Source organism: Anaerophaga thermohalophila DSM 12881 (assembly GCF_000191885.1).
In the GTDB taxonomy this organism is placed as follows: domain Bacteria; phylum Bacteroidota; class Bacteroidia; order Bacteroidales; family Marinilabiliaceae; genus Anaerophaga; species Anaerophaga thermohalophila.
Genome location: NZ_AEWI01000001.1, coordinates 81,132 through 98,446, shown reverse-complemented (window position 1 = coordinate 98,446; position 17,315 = coordinate 81,132). Strand labels below are relative to the sequence as shown.

The window sequence follows — 17,315 nt, the reverse complement described above, 5'->3', positions numbered from 1 at the left end:
AGCCGGATGGTTCAATATAGCGGAGTTTGAGTGGTCGACACGTTATATAGGCTAAAAAGACTAAAAAACATGGAAGATTCAGTAATCATACCGACCGAAATGCTGGTCCGCTATTTCTCCGGAGATATCAGTCCGGATGAAAAAAAGCGAATAGAAGCCTGGCGTCGACGGTCCAAAAAGAATGAAAGAACCTTTCACGAATTTAAAACCATCTGGGAGGCAGAATATCATTCTCTTTTGCCACAAGATGCTGTTGAAAGCGACTGGGAAAAAATACGGGATCGTATCCGTTTTGCATCGCCGAAAACACGATTTGCTTCTGTTGCAGATGCGTTCCTTAAAATCGCGGCCATATTTATTCTGATGTTTGCCGTGAGCGCAGCCCTTTATACTTACTGGAATGTTCCCGGCTTTGGTCGATGGGCTTCCTTTCAGACCGGTGATTATGTCGATTCTCTCCAGCTTCCTGATAACAGTGTGGTTTTTCTCAACAATTACTCATCGCTGAAATATCTGAAAAATTTTGACAATGGTAAGCGAAGTGTTTCTCTTGACGGAGAAGGCTTTTTTGATGTAGAATCCGATACAAAAAATCCGTTCAAAGTAAAAACCCCCGAAGGTGTGATAGTGGAGGTGTTTGGTACTTCTTTTCATCTGGAGTCGGGTAAGGGGATAGATAATCTTGAACTAAATGTCACCGAAGGTACTGTGTCTTTCGGTTACCGGAATCATCGTGAATATGTAGAAGCCGGACATTCTGCCACTATACAGGACGATGTAGTCAGCGTTATGGCTTTTTCTGATGAGAACTTCCTGTCATGGAAAACCGGCAAGCTCGAGTTCAATCAGAGTTCTTTACAGGCTATTGTTAAAGCCCTGAAAGAACATTATGATGAAATCAGGGAGGTACATATCAATACCTACAGTGATGTTAAAGTAACTACTTCATTTACGAATCAACCCATTTCAGAGGTTCTTGAAGAATTGGAGATGCATTTTGATAAAAAATTCCGTTTAAACGAAGGAGTTTTAACAATCTCTGACTAATTTCGGGAGCTATTTCACACAGCTGAAATCTCTTGAAGTTGAGAACCGAAAATCACAGAAATATAAAAGTGGGAATGGCTATTGTATTGTTTGCATTAGCCAGTGTTTCATTATATGCCCAAAGAGCCGGGCATGTGCGATTGTCTGTTGACAAAACGCGGGGGTCTGCCATTGAACTTATTGAGCATCTTCAGGAAAAAAGCGGGGTTGTCATAAGTTATAGTTCCCGGCTTTGCTTAAAAGATGATGTGAGATTATCTCAATCTGAGAACACCCTTATTGGATTCCTGAATGAAATTTTCAAAAATTGCCCGTTTGCCTATACTGAGCTGGACAACCGGATCATTCTTCGTCCCAAATCATTGTCCGAACAAAGCTTTACCATCAACGGTTTTGTGGTCGATCAAAAATCCGGAGAACGGTTGTTAGGCGCTAACATTTACAATGCTACCCGTGAAATAGGAACGGCAACAAATTTTTATGGCTTTTACAGTTTAACACTTCCCGGTGGAGAAACAGAGTTGAACGCCTCTTTCGTGGGATACAAGACAGAGACGAAGAGATTCTTGTTGCACGGGGATACGGTGATAAATTTTCGGCTCAGTCCTAATTTAGAACTGCCGGAGGTCTCGGTTTTGGGGTCGCGTATGCCTAATATGCTTGAGGGAAGCAGTTTTGGAGCTATGCGTGTTTCAATGGAGCAAATTGTTGATGCCCCGGCACTGTTTGGAGAACCCGATTTGGTAAGAGGAATTCAGATGCTGCCGGGAATTCAAAGCGGTTCAGAGGGTTTTTCAGGTCTGTATGTAAGGGGGGGAGGCCCCGACCAGAATATGATTCTGCTGGACGATGTTCCTGTCTACAATGTTGGTCATTTATTAGGTTTTTTTTCCATTTTTAATACCGATGCTGTCAGCCAGGTGTCTGTTACGAAAGATGGATTTCCGGCCCGGTACGGAGGCCGGTTGTCATCGGTTGTTGATGTTAGAATGAAGGATGGACGGGAAGAAGAGATTGGCGGTAATATCTCTCTTGGCTTGCTTTCATCCAGCCTTTCATTAGACGGACCGGTACTTAAAGATAAATCTACTTTTGCCGTTTCGTTCAGACGTACGTATGTTGATGCCCTGGCAGCTATTTATCAGCTGGGAGAAGAGGAGAAGACCAATTATTACTTTTTCGATTTCAACGGGAAAATCAATTATGAATTTTCCGATCGGAGTAAACTATTTCTGAGTTCTTACTGGGGTCGCGATAAATTTTATACCCGCTATAATTTTCGCGATTTCGAAGTTGAGGTGGGGGAAAGTGGTATCAGAGATTTTATATCAATTAATGATGAAAGTAACGCCGGGTGGGGAAATTTTACGGGTGCATTGAGATGGAATTATGTTGTTAATAAGCGATTGTTTTCAAATTTTACGGCTACTTATTCCAATTATCGCTTTTTCATAGGTCTGAAACGTGATGAAGCTGAGGGAAAGGCTTTAACTTCCTATGAGCAAAGATATTTGAGCGGAATCGAGGATTTTACCCTGAAATCTGATTTTGAATTCTATTATGCACACGATTATACAATAAGATTTGGAGCCAGTGGTGTCCTGCACAGGTTTAATCCCGGAGTTGATATTATGCAAACAACTCCCGGTAATGGAAAGTCTGAAGAAACGGTAATTGAAGATGTCAGGGTTTCGGGCCAGGAGTACAGAGGCTATTTCGAGAATGAATTTTCTTTTGGCGACCGTTTGCGCGGAAATGCCGGTCTGCATGCGGCCCTGTTTCTTGGAGAGACAACACCTTACTGGTCTGTGGAGCCCCGATTGTCGTTGCGTTACAGATTATCTCCCCGGTTCGATTTGAAAGGAACTTTGTCGAGGATGTCACAGTTCGTTCATTTGGTAGGTACGGCAGGTTTTTCCTTGCCAACCGATTTGTGGTTGCCGGTGAGTGATAAAATTGAACCTATGTATTCGGATCAGGCTACACTTGGCATTGATATTTATTTCGGACAAAGAAACAGATATGTTTTATCTCTTGAAGGACAAGTAAAATCCTTTGAAAACCTTCTTGCCTACAAAGAGAGCACGGGATTTTTTGATTATAGTTCAACATGGGAAGATAAACTTACTTCAGGACGCGGAGAATCGGCTGGAGGAGAACTTCTTTTACAGAAGAACAGTGGAAAACTGACCGGATGGTTGGGCTATACTTATGCACATACCAACAGTTTTTTCTCCGGGTTAAATGAGGGAAAATCTTTCCCCGGTCGATTTGACAGACGACACGATGCCAGTCTTTTTATGAATTACCGGTTTAATAAAAGGTTTACAGGAAGTCTGAGCTGGATGTTTGGTTCCGGAAATCCCATAACTTTGCCTGAGGAAAAATACTATGCGCCGCAGCTTCCATTTGAAAAAACGCCTGAATATGGTTATTCAGAAAGTGTGAAATCTATCAATAATTACAGAATGCCTGCATTTCATCGTCTCGATTTGGGTGTTAATTTTACAAAAAAAAGAAAAAGAGGTGAACGGACATGGAGCTTTGGTGTTATTAATGCATACGGGCATCAAAACCCTTTTTTGCTTTACTTTAGCGAAAGTGAAGATGCACCTGAAGGTTCAGCTTTGAGAGACCTCAAGCAATTAAGTCTTTTCCCTTTTCCGATTCCATATATCAAGTATTCATTCAAATTCTGATTCTAAAGTGAGAAAGTATATATGCATAGTTGTTACATTGGCCATATTTGTCTCCTGTGAAAAAAGTCTTGAATTCAGGTTTGAAGAAAAGGGAGGTAAACTGGTCATGTTTTCTTTTCTTACCCCTGACTCATCTTTTAATGTTCATCTGAGCAAGAGTGTGAGTCACATGTCTGTTGATGACTTTGAGCGTATTTATGATGGTAATATCACCGTTTACAGGAATGGTAAGATTGTCGATGATTTTATTTTCCCGTTCGATAAAACCTGGGCCTATCGGGATAATGTAGTTATTTCGGAGGGCGACATATTCAGAATTGAAGCTTATGACAGCGGGGAACAGAGTATATCTGCCGAAACCCGCGTGCCTTATAGTGTTCCCATCACCATTTCGGATACCGTCACCATAGAGCGGGAACAAAATGGAAACGGGAAGACGCCTATGCTTCAGTGTAAGCTTACAATTCCTGATCGGGAAGGTGTGGCAGACTATTATCAGCTATTGGTTTTTGAGGAACTATGTGTCGTTACTGCCGGTGATTCTGTTTGCAAAAGAACTGAAATAGATTATTCCAAAACAGACCCTGTTTTTTATGTACGTGACCAGGAAGGAAGCCTGATTGGTGGTCTCGATTTCGGTGGCTGCTTTTCCGATCATCTCTTTGATGGTGAAAATTATGCGTTAACAATTTATTTACCTGTTCAATATGTTACCGCTCCTGCGTCTTCCGGTATGTACCGCAAAATATTTTTCCTTTTGCTGTCACATACGCGGCAGTATTACGATTATTACCGGAGCCGTACCGTTGCAGAATATGGTTACGAACTGCCTTTGCTCGATCCGATACGCATCTATAGTAATGTTGAAGGTGGCCTTGGCCTTGTTTCTGCTTACAGTATATCGGCCGATTCTTTGGTGTTTTACTGATAGGTGCCTTCGGAATCCGGCCTTAATCACCAATTTTATGAAATAATGGCAGTAAAAATCGCCGCTATGTCATGCAAAAAAGGTTATATGACATGGCTTTATTTATCGTTTAAAAGAGAGCCAATGGTTAGTGGGGGGCATTCAGATTTTGGTACTCTTTTTGATATATACACATATTTCTATATTTAATTATGAGTGCGGTATAAAAAGCATATTTTTGTCAAAATCAAGGCGTTTTAAATTTTTGTACCGGAGTTAACTTGTTGTTAATGAGGATGCAAAAATTTAAAACAACAACGAGTTTGGCAACAAAGATGCTTTTTAGACCGAACTCAATTATATAAAATAATAAATTATAAACAATTCAATAATTATGGCACTATTTGGAAAAATGGACAATCTGGGGGCAGATCAACCCGGGAATCAGGACAAAAAGAAAGAGATAACTGATTTAGAGAAAGCAAGAGTTTTAATAATAGGTTCAGGTCCTGCCGGGTATACAGCAGCAATTTATGCAGCCAGGGCCAATCTTAAACCAATGTTGTATGAGGGATTACAACCGGGAGGTCAATTAACTACCACCACCGAAGTAGAAAATTATCCCGGATATCCTGAGGGTATATCCGGCCCTGAAATGATGGAAGATTTTAAGAAGCAGGCCGAACGATTCGGTACCGACGTTCGTTTCGGAATGGCGACCGATGCCGATTTATCGAAACGTCCTTTCAGGGTTACCATAGATGACAATAAAATAATTGAAGCAGATGCGCTGATTATTGCCACGGGGGCAACCGCCAAATACCTTGGGCTTGAAGATGAGAAGAAATATGCCGGTTCGGGTGTTTCTGCCTGTGCTACCTGTGATGGTTTCTTTTATCGGGGAAAAGATGTGGCTGTTGTCGGGGGGGGTGATACTGCATGCGAAGAATCTATTTACCTTGCCGGGCTCGCCAATAAAGTTTATATGATAGTTCGTCGTGATGTTTTGCGAGCTTCAAAAGTAATGCAAAATCGGGTATTTAATACCCCGAATATTGAAATATTATGGGAACACCAGACCAAAGGTCTGTATGGTGATGGTGTCGTTGAAGGTGCTGTTTTGGTTAAGAAAAAGGGAACGCCTGAGGAAGAAGAGGTGAAGATTAAAATTGATGGCTTCTTCCTGGCTATCGGGCATAAGCCCAATTCAGACATTTTCAGGAATTACCTGGAAACCGATCAGGTGGGATACATCAAAACCATTCCGGGAACAACCAGGACAAATGTACCTGGGGTTTTTGCCTGCGGCGATGTACAGGATTCGGTCTATCGTCAGGCGGTAACGGCTGCCGGCACAGGCTGTATGGCAGCGATTGATGCTGAGCGTTGGCTGACAGAGAATTCGTGATGATTTATTATGATATGTTGTAAAAGTCGCTGTCAATCCTTTTGGCAGCGACTTTTTTCAATTCAGCAATATGTTAATATTCAGAATTTTGTGGGTTTTCTGTGGTTTAAGTGCTGTTATACAGGCGGTTGTTTTTGATGTAATCATAAACTCCCGAGGGTACCAAAAACCTTAGCTGTTTTCCTTCACTTATCCCTTCCCTTATGAGGGTTGATGAAATTTCCAGAACCGGCGCCTTTAGTACCTTGACTGTTTTGCTGTGGGTAATATCTGCATTTTCCAGTGGAAATCCGGGCCTCGGATAAACCAGTATCGAGTGTTCTTTGAGCAATCGGTGAGAATCATGCCAGCGGTCAATATTGAGCAAATTGTCGCTTCCGATAATCATTGAGAAATGATTATCAGGATACGACTCTTTCAATTTTTGCAGCGTATTGATTGTATAAGAGGGTGTGGGTAGTGAAAATTCTAAGTCACAAATTTTGAACCGGGGCTCTTCTTTTGTCGCAATGGCAACCATTTCCAGTCGAGATTGGGCAGGCGCCAGGGCTTTTCGGTCTTTGAACGGATTGTGAGGACTCACGACAAACCATATTTGGTCGAATGGTGCATATTCCATGGCAAAGTTGGCCAGAGCAAGGTGTCCGACATGAATGGGATTAAAGGAGCCGAAAAGAAGTCCGATCTGATGCATTCAGTTTAATTTATTGATTGTCTGTCTATAAAGTACCATTTGCTGTGTTACGTTTGCCGTCCAAATACTTATTTACGAAACGAGCATGGCAAAGTTTGTCACAATAAGAATATGTATAAGTTCTTGTATGCGAGTTCCATCGGGCCAATAATTTAAGTAAATAATGAAAAGTAAACTTCGTTTTGGCGGCTTCGCAAGCCTTGCAACTGGCACTTTCTGAAAAGACATATGATTTGGTACAACTTTTCCGGACTTTACGGACGGGGCACTATTTTGGCGGTGAGATAAAATCTTTCACGAGCCGTTCTGCCTCGCGACAAGCTTTTTCCAGTTGGTCATTCACAATGATTTTATCAAAAAAGCGGGCATATCCCAATTCTTTTTCAGCCTTTGTCAGCCTTTTCCGGATGGTTTCCTCGCTGTCTGTATTCCGGTTTCTCAGTCGTTTTTCAAGCTCCTGCAGCGATGGTGGTTTGATGAAAATAGCGAGTGCGTTTTCTCCAAAGTGCTTTTTTATATTGGTTCCACCAACAACGTCAACATCAAACACAGCAACTTTTCCTTCATTGATGATCCTGTCCACTTCGCTTTTCAGGGTGCCGTAGTACGTTCCCGGATATACTTCTTCCCATTCCAGAAATTCGTTTTTGTTGATTTTTTCGCGAAAATGGTCGGTAGTCAGAAAATAATAATCAACTCCATCTTTTTCATTGGGTCTGGGTAACCGGTTTGTTGCTGATACAGAGAATGAAAGTTCAGGAATCTTTTCCATTAAAGTGTGAACAATGGTAGTTTTGCCTGAGCCCGAAGGCGCTGAGAATATAATTATTTTGCCTGCCATGGTAGTACTACAATTCTCTATTATTCTGCAATACTTAAAATTAGTAGTGGATGCATTTATGGGTGCGGTATAAAAAGCATATTTTTGTCAAAATCAAGGCGTTTTAAATTTTTGTACCGGAGTTAACTTGTTGTTAATGCGGATACAAGAATTTAAAACAACAACGAGTTTGGCAATAAAGATGCTTTTTAGACCGGGCTCATTTATAAAATATTAAGGATTTGTTCCTTAATCTTTTCCAGATCATCTTTCATGTTGACAACCAGTCGTTGTATATCAGAATCACTCGCTTTGGAGCCGAGGGTGTTGATTTCCCGTCCCATTTCCTGCGAAATAAATCCAAGTTTTTTACCTACGGGCCCTTCTTCTTCCAGTGTTTCTTCAAAATAATCGATATGGTTTTTTAATCTGACTTTTTCTTCAGAGATATCCAGTTTCTCGATATAGTAAATCAACTCCTGTTCGAACCGGTTTTCATCTACATTTCCATTAAGGGCTAATTCATCAAGGCTTTCGCGTATCCTGACTTTTATTTTTTCAGTTCTTTGCTTTTCAAATGGGGTAATTTGTTCCAGCAGTCTTCTGATATTCCTGCTGTGTTGCTTAACATCCTGCAACATCGATTCCCCTTCCTGTTTCCTGAAATCGTCCAATTGTTCAATGGCCTTGTTCAATCCTTCCTGAACCACCTTCCATTCTTCTTCATCGAGCTCCGGCTGAGCTGCTTTCAAGGTATCGGGAAGAGGCATTATGATGCGTAGAAAGTCGGTATTATCACTTATCCCAAGTTTTTCTGCAACATGTTTGAGCTGATCATGGTATTCACTAATGACTTCTTCGTTGACCTGCGAAATCTTATCGGGCATCATCGATTCTAAATAGAAAGTGACATCAATCTTTCCTCTTTGCAGTTTCTGTCCTGTTTCATTCCTGATGGCAAGGTCTTTTTCCCTGTAAAGGTTAGGCAGGCGGGTATTTATGTCAAGTTGCTTGCTGTTTAACGATTTGATTTCGATAATTATACGTTTGGAAGGGAGTTCGCATGTGGCCTTCCCAAAACCTGTCATGGATTTTATCATTGATAAGTAATGTTTTATGAGTTTTTAATTACAAAGTTAGCTAATATTCGGTAAGTAAAAATATAATTTGCCCGCGTTCTCATTAATTAGTATCTGTCCTAATGTTCCTGTGGATGTGCAAGGTACCAATGGAATTGTTCATGTTATTGATAAAGTGATAGTTCCTTAAAATAATAGATCGTTAGATTTTTAGATTTAAGATACAAGAAGAATCTTAAGACACTGATAATTTCATTTTAAGTCATAATAACTTTTAAATATAAGCAATTGATTTAAAATCGTTTGTAAAAGTTTAACGGACTATTGTTAAAAGTTAATCTCCATTTTTTGTGTCGGAGGCTTCCCAGTGGGCCTTTGATTGTTCGCGGGAGGTCTTTTTTTTATTATTTTGTTTTGTTCGTTAATTTTGTACTCAAAATGAACAAATTATTCATGAGCTCGTTAAATTGTTGAAATTAGTTTAAATATGGCCGTCTATTCCATAAAAGACCTGGAGAAAATATCAGGTATTAAAGCACATACCATAAGAATATGGGAGCGTCGCTACGGGCTCATTCATCCAAAGCGGACCTCTACCAATATAAGATACTACTCGGACGAGGAGCTGAAAAAGTTGCTGAATATTTCTATTCTTAATCAAAACGGGTTTAAGATATCGAAAATTGCCGGTTTGGATGAGCATCAGCTGCGTGACAGAGTGTTGGATCTTTGTATCGATGCTCGTAACAATAATGTTCAGATAGAGACCTTAATGGTATCGATGCTGGAATTGGACGAAAGAAAGTTTTTGAACGTGCTGTCGGGAGCAGTTATTAAGTATGGGTTTGAAGATACCGTTGAGCAGATTTTGTTTCCGTTTCTTGAGAGGATTGGGATGCTATGGCAGGCCGGGACAATTAACCCGGCTCAGGAACATTTTATTTCCAACCTTATCCGGCAAAAAATCATTGTTGCCATCGATAATGAGATGCAAAATATTGCTGTAAAAGGGCCCAGGATAATTTTCTTTTTGCCGGAAGATGAATTGCATGAAATCGGAATTCTTTTTTACAGCCTGCTTGCACGGAAAGAAGGTCTGGATGTCGTTTATCTCGGAATGTCCGTACCTTTGGCCGATTTAAAACTTGTTCACCAGGTCAGGCCCGCAGACGCCTATTTTACTTCATTTGTTACTGCCCGTGAGAAAAACGAACTGGAAGGTCTTCTTCAGCAATTGCGTGACTATTTTCCTGAAGTGCCGTTTATGGTCACCGGCATGCAGATAAAGGAGCTTCATCCACGATTGCCCAATGATTTTTCAGTAATATCGTCTATCAAAACCTTTAAGGAGAATATCAGATTATTGATGTTTAGTGATTGATTTTGTTGCTGTAGCGCAGGATATTCTTTGGCTTTATTTCCCGGCAACGCCTTTGTTTTTCCATTTCCCCGACAGATAATAGCTGATAGTTCCGATCAATCCAATACTCCATCCGCAGGGAATTGCCCACCAAATTCCTACTACGCCTATTTGTGCCGACAAATAAGCTGCAAGCGGGATACGAACAATCCACAAAGATATCATGGTAATGAACATAGGGATCAGGGTATCTCCTGCTCCCCGAAGTGTTCCATGCATGGTAAACATTGTTGCAAACACGGGGTAAAATGAACTGATTATGACAAGGTAATCTTTTCCATATTTAATTACTTCTTTATTATCTGTAAATAAAGACATCAGGCCTTCTCCGGCCAATATGACAATCAGCATGACGCCCAGGCTTAGTCCCCATGACATAAAGAGAGTGGCGCGTACCCCTTTTCTAATTCGTTTAAGCTGACCGGCTCCCAGGTTTTGACCCACAAAAGCAGCAAGTGCCGAGGCCAGATTTGTGGCCGGCATGGAAGTAAGTGCGTCTATCCTGCTCGCGGCAGTGTAGGCTGCAAGAACGGTCGTATCGAAGTTGTTTATGATTCTGATCAGGGCCATCATCCCAAGGGCTATGAAAACCTGCTGAAAACCTGTTGGCAAGCCTATTCTTACACTTTTTTTGAATATTTCCCAATCAAATACCATCGACTTTCGACTGAAATGAATGAGATGCTGGCGCCGGTTTAATATCAAAATAGCACTCATAAAGGCTCCTCCCTGCGCAGCAATGGTTGCAAGAGCGGCGCCCTCTATACCCCACTCGAAAACAATGATAAACAAAAGATCGAAGCCTATATTGGCCAGTGTGGATATTGTGAAAAAGATAAGGGGCGTTTTACTGTCACCCAATCCCCTGAGTATGGATGCCGTACTGTAAAAACCGAAGTAGATAAACAATCCCAAAAGATAGACCGAAAAGTAGCTGATGGCCTCAGGCATAATATCACTGCCTATCTTTAACAATGTGAAAATTTCATGGCTGAAGATGATTCCTGCTGCAGATAAAACAATGGAAGCAAAAAAAATAAAAATGTAAAAGGTCCCGATGGCCCTTTTGACTTCTTCGTAACTCCTGGCTCCGAAATATTGGCTGATAACAACTGTTGCTCCGCTTCCAATGCCAATAACAAAGGCGATGAGCGTGTAAATAACGGGAAATGATGCACCCACCGCAGCCAGAGCCTGTTCTCCCAAAATTTTACCTACAATAATGGAATCGACAACATTATATAGTTGCTGGAATATGTTTCCAATTATCAAGGGAATAGCAAATCTGAAGATAAGTCTTCCTTCCGGTCCGTAAGTCAAGTCTCTCATCTATGATTTTTATTCAGAATGCAAAGCTATACAAAATTATTTTGGCATGAATATGGTATTTTGGACAGTCACACATATTGTAAAAGTGATTAAATATTTTTTTTTCGAAACTAAGGTGTTTTAACCCAACTTGCAGTTTATACGGATGAAACGAGCATGACAAACCTTATCATGCTCGTTTCAAAAATTTAAAATAATAACGGGTTTGGCAACAAAGATGCTTTTTGGAACGTGGGCTCATGGATGAAAAGATTTTATGATCTTTTGTGCTTTTGCGTGCTAATTTTTTGCGGCTTTTGCGTGGAAAATTTTACCAGCACCTTAAAAACATTTAATTTTGCCATTTCAATATGGAAAAAATGAGTAAAAGGCTTTTCCTTTTTTTTGGGTTATTTGGTTTTATCTTGGTTTCTTTGTCATCACAAGTGTTGACCGTTGATTCAATTGAGGTATCAATAGTGATACCGGAACAACATCGGAAACAGTTGATAATAGGCCAGGATGCTGGAATAAAAGAAGTTGAAAACAAGATGTTCAAGAGCCTGCTTGAAGTGGATGCTCTTTTTCCCGGGGAATATTTTTTTTCGGCCGGGCGAATCAAAGTGAAGGTAGATAATTTCTATAATCAGAAAATTAAACCTTATGTTTTGAAACAGAGGATTTGGAAAAATCTTATTCTGGAGAATGAGTCCGATGATGCGTTCAATCCATATAGTATCAACTTGTTGTGGAGAGACACGATTAAGTATAAGCCTTTTGCATTTTCGCTTAAATACACCAATCGTCAGTATCCTTCAATAATTGACTATCCCTCAATGTTTGACAGCACTCCGCTTGAACAATATCATAATTTCCTTGAACATCCTTCCGGCGCAGATACACTTATTGCCACTTACGAGAGCAGTCCTGTTAAAATGCTCATGGATGAAATGTTGATTCGGAACCCTTTATTGGCTGAAGAAGTATGGGATAATATTCCCGAGCCTCCAAAAATTTCTTATGGCGACGGATATATTGAAAAGCGCAATGCTCAGGAGGAAATTAACCGACTACTGAATTTAGAGAACCTGAATACAAAAAACAAACTTGAGAAAAGGGAGGTACTGAAGCGTCCCTGGACTTATGGCGGAACAGAAAATATACAATTTTCACAGGCTTTTCTCGAAAATTGGGTAAAAGGGGGTGAAAATGCTGTGTCATTGCTGAGTGACCTGAGAATTCAGGCAAAATATAAAATGGATAATGTGGAGTGGGAAAGTTATGCCATTCATAAGTTGGGTATACTCAGCTCAGAAGATCAGAAAACCCGCATTAATGACGACTTGATAGAACTTAATACAAAATATGGTCTCAGTGCCAGCAAGAAGTGGTTTTATAGTGGAATGTTTAATTTTAAAACCCAGTTTTTCAACGGATACGAAAAGAGTGATGAATTGAAGGAAAATCCAATATCTGGTTTTCTGGCTCCTGCATATATTACAATGGCTTTGGGGATGGACTATAAGGAAAAGAATTTTACCCTCATGCTGCTGCCGTTTACATCTAAGATGACTTTTGTTTCGGATACGGTAAAGTTCGACCAGACCAGGTATAATATTCCAAAGGATAAAAAAAGTGACAATATGGGAGGAGCTTCTCTGGTTAATAATTTTACCTGGGAATTTGCAAAAGATTTCAACTTATCCTCAAAACTTGATTTTTTTTATGAATATATGAAGAGTGATCATCAGATTCAGTCGGAATGGGAATTAATTCTTGACATGAAAATTAACATTTTTCTTAGCGCAAGGATTAGTACTTATATGAGGTATTACAACAACGAATCCGACAAGATTCAGTTCAAGGAAAATTTGAGTATCTCGTTCAATTACAGATTTTAAGCTGATTTATTCATCAATCTATCGGATAATGGGAGGTGTATGTATTTAACTAAGTTTAACTGATATTTTTCTCTAAAATGCTGAATTCATTTTATCTTTGTGGTCGGAAAAACAAAGGGTTTTTTTTGAGGTTTAACTGAGTAAAAACTGAGTAAAAAATATCCAGATTTTTACTGATCCTTTTAATCTTTTTTCTGTTTTGATTGTTTTAATTATAAACAGCTGATAAATTTGGAATTTTAACAAAGTTTCTATTGACTTAGGCACGGGCTTTGTTTATATTTAGATTAAGTTTTCTCATAGTTTAGGGTTAGGTTTGGTTAATGGAGGGTCGTTCACTTTGTGTGGGCGACCCTCTTTTTTGTTTTGGAAGATAACATTGAGAGTACTTACTAAACTCTAATCTGAGTTTTTGCAAGCGAGCTGCGGAGCCGGGCGGAGCGGTATTCCGATAATCCGGATCGCTCAACTTAAGCTATGCTTTTAGCTCCGCATAAACCCGACCAGAAAAAAGGTACCTTACCTTGCGTTATTTTGAAAAGCCTGAACCATTAACGGGCTTCCTTTATATTTGGCTTTTCTGAACGCTTTTACCAGTTCTTGCTTGTAATGCCAGTCTGCTTCAAAAATGGTGTGTTTTGACTGAATGTCTATTCTTCCTATTTGTATTTTGTATTCAGGTGTGTGTCTGTTGATGATGTTTATCAGTAAGTCGGGACGCATGTTGTTTTTCCGGCCCAGGTTGATGGAAAATCTTGAAAACCGGTTTCCTTTTTCCGTGTCTTTTCTTTTTCTCCCTTTTCTGTCAGAGCTCACACGTTCAGAAGTAACATTCAAATCCGGGGCGTTTTTATAATCCTCGTAAATGTGAGAAAATTCTTTTGCCACTATTCCTTTAATTAAGTCTTCTTTTGACAGATGACTCAGTTTTTCTTCTATTAGTGCCGGAAGTTCTTCCAATACAGGGTTATGAACATCCATCGATTCGAGAGAAACAATGTAATTGGCAAGTCTTGTCTGGAAGACATCCATTCCCTTCGGAACGGGCTTTCGGACAAAGGTTTTTCTAATTTGCCGTTCCAGCATCTTTATTTTTTTTAATTCACCATTTGTTATAATGGCCACAGAAATGCCTGATTTTCCTGCCCGTCCGGTTCTCCCGCTCCTGTGAACATAGTTTTCGGGATCATCGGGTAAATGGTAGTGTATCACGTGTGTCAAATCGGTTACATCCAGTCCTCTGGCTGCAACGTCGGTGGCTACCAGTATCTGAAGATGTTTTTTTCTGAATCGTCCCATCACTTGATCACGTTGTCCCTGTGATAGTTCACCATGCAACGAATCTGCATTATATCCGTCAGCAATAAGCTTGTTGGCGATATCTTTTGTTTCCTGTCTTGTTCTGCAGAAAACGATGCTGTATATGTCCGGATGCATATCGGCATATCTCCTCAGGGCTTGATATATTGTAGATGCTGATGTTACCATGTATTGATGCTCGATGTTGCTGGCGGTCTCATTGCGCGAAGTAACACTGATCTTGTGGGGTGTCTGCATGTACCTGCCGGTAATGGATTCTATGTCGGGGGGCATGGTGGCCGAAAAAAGCAGTGTTTGTTTCATCGCCGGTGTCTGTGCCAGTATGGCATCCATTTCCTCTTTGAACCCCATTTTAAGCATTTCGTCTGCTTCGTCAAGTACCAGGAAACGAACCGATGAGAGATCGAGTTTCCCACGATTGATGAGGTCGTTCACCCGTCCCGGTGTTCCAACAACCATTTGACATTCTCTCTTTAGAGCTCCGAGCTGTTTATACAGAGGTTCTCCACCGTAAACGGCCACTACCGATACCGGGAGATTTGAGCTGTATCTTTCTATATCAGCAGTTATTTGAAGGCATAACTCTCTTGTGGGACAAAGAACAATGCTTTGGATTTCGTTTCGTGCGGGTTCGATCTTATGAAGTATAGGGAGCCCGAAAGCGGCGGTTTTGCCTGTTCCTGTCTGCGCCAAAGCCACTAAATCATTGTCGGAGTCCAATATAAAAGGTATTGCTTCAGCCTGAATGGGTGTGGGTATCTCAAATCCCATTTTTTCTAACGATTCGAGAATTTCGGGACGAAGCCCGGTTTCAATAAAATTTTGCATAGAGTAATTTTAGAAAATGACTTAATTGTGTATGTTAAATTTTTTAATAATCATTAAATCAACTAATTATGATTTTCGGTGCCCTGGTTTAAATGCTTTACATCGAGCTTTTGCTGCCGGGTGTCTAAAAATCTGATGGTTTACTGATTGAACAGTTTTATTGATCCTTGTACTCGTCAGGGTACATTAATCATATAAGCATTAACGCCTTCTGTAAAGAAGAACTGTCAGATGTTTCCAAGTGTTTGTAAGTCTCTTTTGTAGAATGAAGATTTGAACTGCAACCAAAAAAGAAACGTGTCCACTCTTACGGTATCACGTTATGCAACCTCGCCATCTTTTTGGTTGAACTGAACGTGAAGTATTGATGAATTTTATTCGTTGCGGAATAATATGCTGTATCTATTCCGGCTTATCCGTTTAATTCGCGTGCAAATGTAGTGTCTTAAATTGAATAAGTTGCTGTTTGGGCTGATAATTAATGAAGTTTAACTAAAAACCTGAATTTTGCTGGTAAATGGCGGAGCCGGGCGGAGGAAAGGTGCAAGTTTTGCGAAGTATCGCTTTACTTACTGCCCGCCTGTAAAGTCGTGGAAAGTTGTAACAAATCGCCTGTCTGTTCAGAATGTATCATTTGCCGGGTTACGCTTGCCGCCAAAATATCAGAATCTCTTGTTAATAAAAAAGACATTGGAAATCAATTATATATGTTATTATTGAATAATGTTTTCGCATTTTTCCAAAAAAATTTGATGATTTGTTGAATGAATATAATTGAAAAAAATTATATTTGTACAGACTACATACCAGAACAGAATGGCTGAAGATGTTGAAAATAAAGTATTTAGCTTTGCATTAAATAAATCTTCCAATGTTCCGAAATTCAGGCAATTGGTTGAATCGGTTAATAATGCGATTTCCGAGAAGCGTTTAAACATTGGGGATCATCTGCCATCGGTTAACCAGGTTTGTAAGGAGTATCAACTTTCCCGTGATACAGTCTTCAAAGCCTACTCTTTATTAAAAGAGCAGGGAGTTATTGAATCCGTTCCTAACAAAGGGTATTTTATTGCCAAAGAGATACGAAGGGTATTTTTGTTTCTGGATACTTTTAAGGCTTATAAAGAGGTTTTATACGATTCATTTTTTAAAAATCTTCCCGAAAATGTTATCGCCGACGTTCATTTCCATCATTACAATCCTGATGTATTTCGAAAGCAGGTTGAGGAAAGCATTGGCAAATATGCAAAATATGTGATCATGCCGTTTGATCATCCCTCAATGCCCGATACGTTGGGATTATTGCCTGAAGACAAGTTGCTGCTTATCGATTGGAATATTTATGCTACGGAGACGAGTAATGTGTTGTATCAGGATTTTGGGAAGCCGGTGATGGATGAACTTGAAAAAATACTGCATCTGGTCAGAAAGTATAAGAAATTTGTATTTGTCTATCCTGAATATACCAACCATCCTTACGATTCTGTTGAATATTTTAAAAAGTTTTGCAGGAAACACCATATCAAATATGATGTGTTAAAAGACAGTAGCTTGTTTGAAATTGAAAAGGGTGTTGCTTATCTTAGTGTAAGCGATCGTATTCTTGGGCGGTTTCTTGAACAGACACGCGAAAAACAGCTTGAACCCGGGAAAGATGTTGGATTTATTTCTTACAATGAAACCCCGATGAAAAAATTTATATATAAGGGCATTACCGTTATTTCAACAGATTTTAGAATGTTGGGTATGAAAGCTGCCGAATTTGTTGCCAACGATACTTCAATGCGTATTTGTGTACCGACAACAATCCGGGTTCGTGAATCCCTTTAAGTAAGAATGATGTGAGAATTTGAATAGAAAAAATTTAACAATTACTAACCAGAA

Annotated in this window: 12 protein-coding genes; 7 read left to right on the top strand and 5 right to left on the bottom strand. The window is 39.9% G+C overall.

Annotated elements, in window-relative coordinates; all coding sequences use genetic code 11:
- The first annotated feature begins 69 nt into the window (after positions 1-69).
- From ATH1_RS0100415 to trxB, 4 genes are all read left to right on the top strand, one after another.
- A complete protein-coding gene (locus ATH1_RS0100415) occupies positions 70-1,047 on the top strand; it encodes a FecR family protein (protein WP_010416026.1) in 978 nt (325 codons plus the stop codon).
- Positions 1,048-1,085: 38 nt separating this feature from the next.
- Positions 1,086-3,746, top strand: coding sequence for a TonB-dependent receptor (locus tag ATH1_RS0100410; RefSeq protein ID WP_139035157.1), 2,661 nt, complete (start codon positions 1,086-1,088; stop codon positions 3,744-3,746).
- A 7-nt stretch (positions 3,747-3,753) separates the two neighbouring features.
- A complete protein-coding gene (locus ATH1_RS0100405) occupies positions 3,754-4,674 on the top strand; it encodes a DUF4249 domain-containing protein (protein ID WP_245531673.1) in 921 nt (306 codons plus the stop codon).
- Positions 4,675-5,047: 373 nt separating this feature from the next.
- A complete protein-coding gene (gene trxB, locus ATH1_RS0100400; RefSeq protein ID WP_010416020.1) occupies positions 5,048-6,061 on the top strand; it encodes a thioredoxin-disulfide reductase in 1,014 nt (337 codons plus the stop codon).
- A gap of 106 nt (positions 6,062-6,167) precedes the next feature.
- Here the strand turns inward: trxB and nadD are convergent, their stop codons facing one another.
- The 3 genes from nadD to ATH1_RS0100385 all read right to left on the bottom strand — a co-directional run bounded on the left by nadD (position 6,168) and on the right by ATH1_RS0100385 (position 8,675).
- Positions 6,168-6,755: a nicotinate (nicotinamide) nucleotide adenylyltransferase gene (gene nadD / locus ATH1_RS0100395; protein WP_010416018.1), complete on the bottom strand. Its 588-nt coding sequence runs from the start codon at positions 6,753-6,755 to the stop codon at positions 6,168-6,170.
- 268 nt (positions 6,756-7,023) lie between these two features.
- Positions 7,024-7,596, bottom strand: coding sequence for a guanylate kinase (gmk, locus tag ATH1_RS0100390; RefSeq protein WP_010416015.1), 573 nt, complete (start codon positions 7,594-7,596; stop codon positions 7,024-7,026).
- Positions 7,597-7,799: 203 nt separating this feature from the next.
- Entirely contained in the window at positions 7,800-8,675 is an 876-nt protein-coding gene (locus tag ATH1_RS0100385) for a YicC/YloC family endoribonuclease (RefSeq protein WP_010416013.1), read from the bottom strand.
- A gap of 466 nt (positions 8,676-9,141) precedes the next feature.
- Here ATH1_RS0100385 and ATH1_RS0100380 point away from each other — a divergent pair, with 466 nt between their 5' ends.
- Positions 9,142-10,035, top strand: a complete 894-nt coding sequence (locus ATH1_RS0100380; RefSeq protein WP_010416011.1) for a MerR family transcriptional regulator — start codon at positions 9,142-9,144, stop codon at positions 10,033-10,035.
- 33 nt (positions 10,036-10,068) lie between these two features.
- Here ATH1_RS0100380 and ATH1_RS0100375 read toward each other — a convergent pair whose 3' ends face one another.
- Positions 10,069-11,403, bottom strand: coding sequence for an MATE family efflux transporter (locus ATH1_RS0100375; protein WP_010416009.1), 1,335 nt, complete (start codon positions 11,401-11,403; stop codon positions 10,069-10,071).
- Between the two features lie 359 nt (positions 11,404-11,762).
- On the opposite strand from ATH1_RS0100375, the gene ATH1_RS0100370 reads away from it, so the two are divergent.
- Entirely contained in the window at positions 11,763-13,283 is a 1,521-nt protein-coding gene (locus tag ATH1_RS0100370) for a DUF3078 domain-containing protein (RefSeq protein ID WP_029163881.1), read from the top strand.
- 519 nt (positions 13,284-13,802) lie between these two features.
- Here the strand turns inward: ATH1_RS0100370 and ATH1_RS0100365 are convergent.
- On the bottom strand, positions 13,803-15,431 hold the full coding sequence (locus ATH1_RS0100365; protein WP_010416006.1) for a DEAD/DEAH box helicase: 1,629 nt from the start codon (positions 15,429-15,431) through the stop codon (positions 13,803-13,805).
- Positions 15,432-16,247: 816 nt separating this feature from the next.
- Here ATH1_RS0100365 and ATH1_RS0100360 point away from each other — a divergent pair.
- The gene (locus ATH1_RS0100360) at positions 16,248-17,261 is read left to right on the top strand and encodes a GntR family transcriptional regulator (protein ID WP_010416004.1); all 1,014 of its coding nucleotides are present in this window, start codon (positions 16,248-16,250) and stop codon (positions 17,259-17,261) included.
- Positions 17,262-17,315: the final 54 nt, after the last annotated feature.

Bases quoted from the DNA above. Each gene is read 5' to 3' on its own strand.
- ATH1_RS0100415 (WP_010416026.1), top strand. From the start codon at position 70: ATGGAAGATTCAGTAATCATACCGACCGAAATGCTGGTCCGCTATTTC.
- trxB (WP_010416020.1), top strand. From the start codon at position 5,048: ATGGCACTATTTGGAAAAATGGACAATCTGGGGGCAGATCAACCCGGG.
- nadD (WP_010416018.1), bottom strand. From the start codon at position 6,755: ATGCATCAGATCGGACTTCTTTTCGGCTCCTTTAATCCCATTCATGTC.
- gmk (WP_010416015.1), bottom strand. From the start codon at position 7,596: ATGGCAGGCAAAATAATTATATTCTCAGCGCCTTCGGGCTCAGGCAAA.
- ATH1_RS0100385 (WP_010416013.1), bottom strand. From the start codon at position 8,675: ATGATAAAATCCATGACAGGTTTTGGGAAGGCCACATGCGAACTCCCT.
- ATH1_RS0100380 (WP_010416011.1), top strand. From the start codon at position 9,142: ATGGCCGTCTATTCCATAAAAGACCTGGAGAAAATATCAGGTATTAAA.
- ATH1_RS0100375 (WP_010416009.1), bottom strand. From the start codon at position 11,403: ATGAGAGACTTGACTTACGGACCGGAAGGAAGACTTATCTTCAGATTT.
- ATH1_RS0100370 (WP_029163881.1), top strand. From the start codon at position 11,763: ATGAGTAAAAGGCTTTTCCTTTTTTTTGGGTTATTTGGTTTTATCTTG.
- ATH1_RS0100365 (WP_010416006.1), bottom strand. From the start codon at position 15,431: ATGCAAAATTTTATTGAAACCGGGCTTCGTCCCGAAATTCTCGAATCG.
- ATH1_RS0100360 (WP_010416004.1), top strand. From the start codon at position 16,248: ATGGCTGAAGATGTTGAAAATAAAGTATTTAGCTTTGCATTAAATAAA.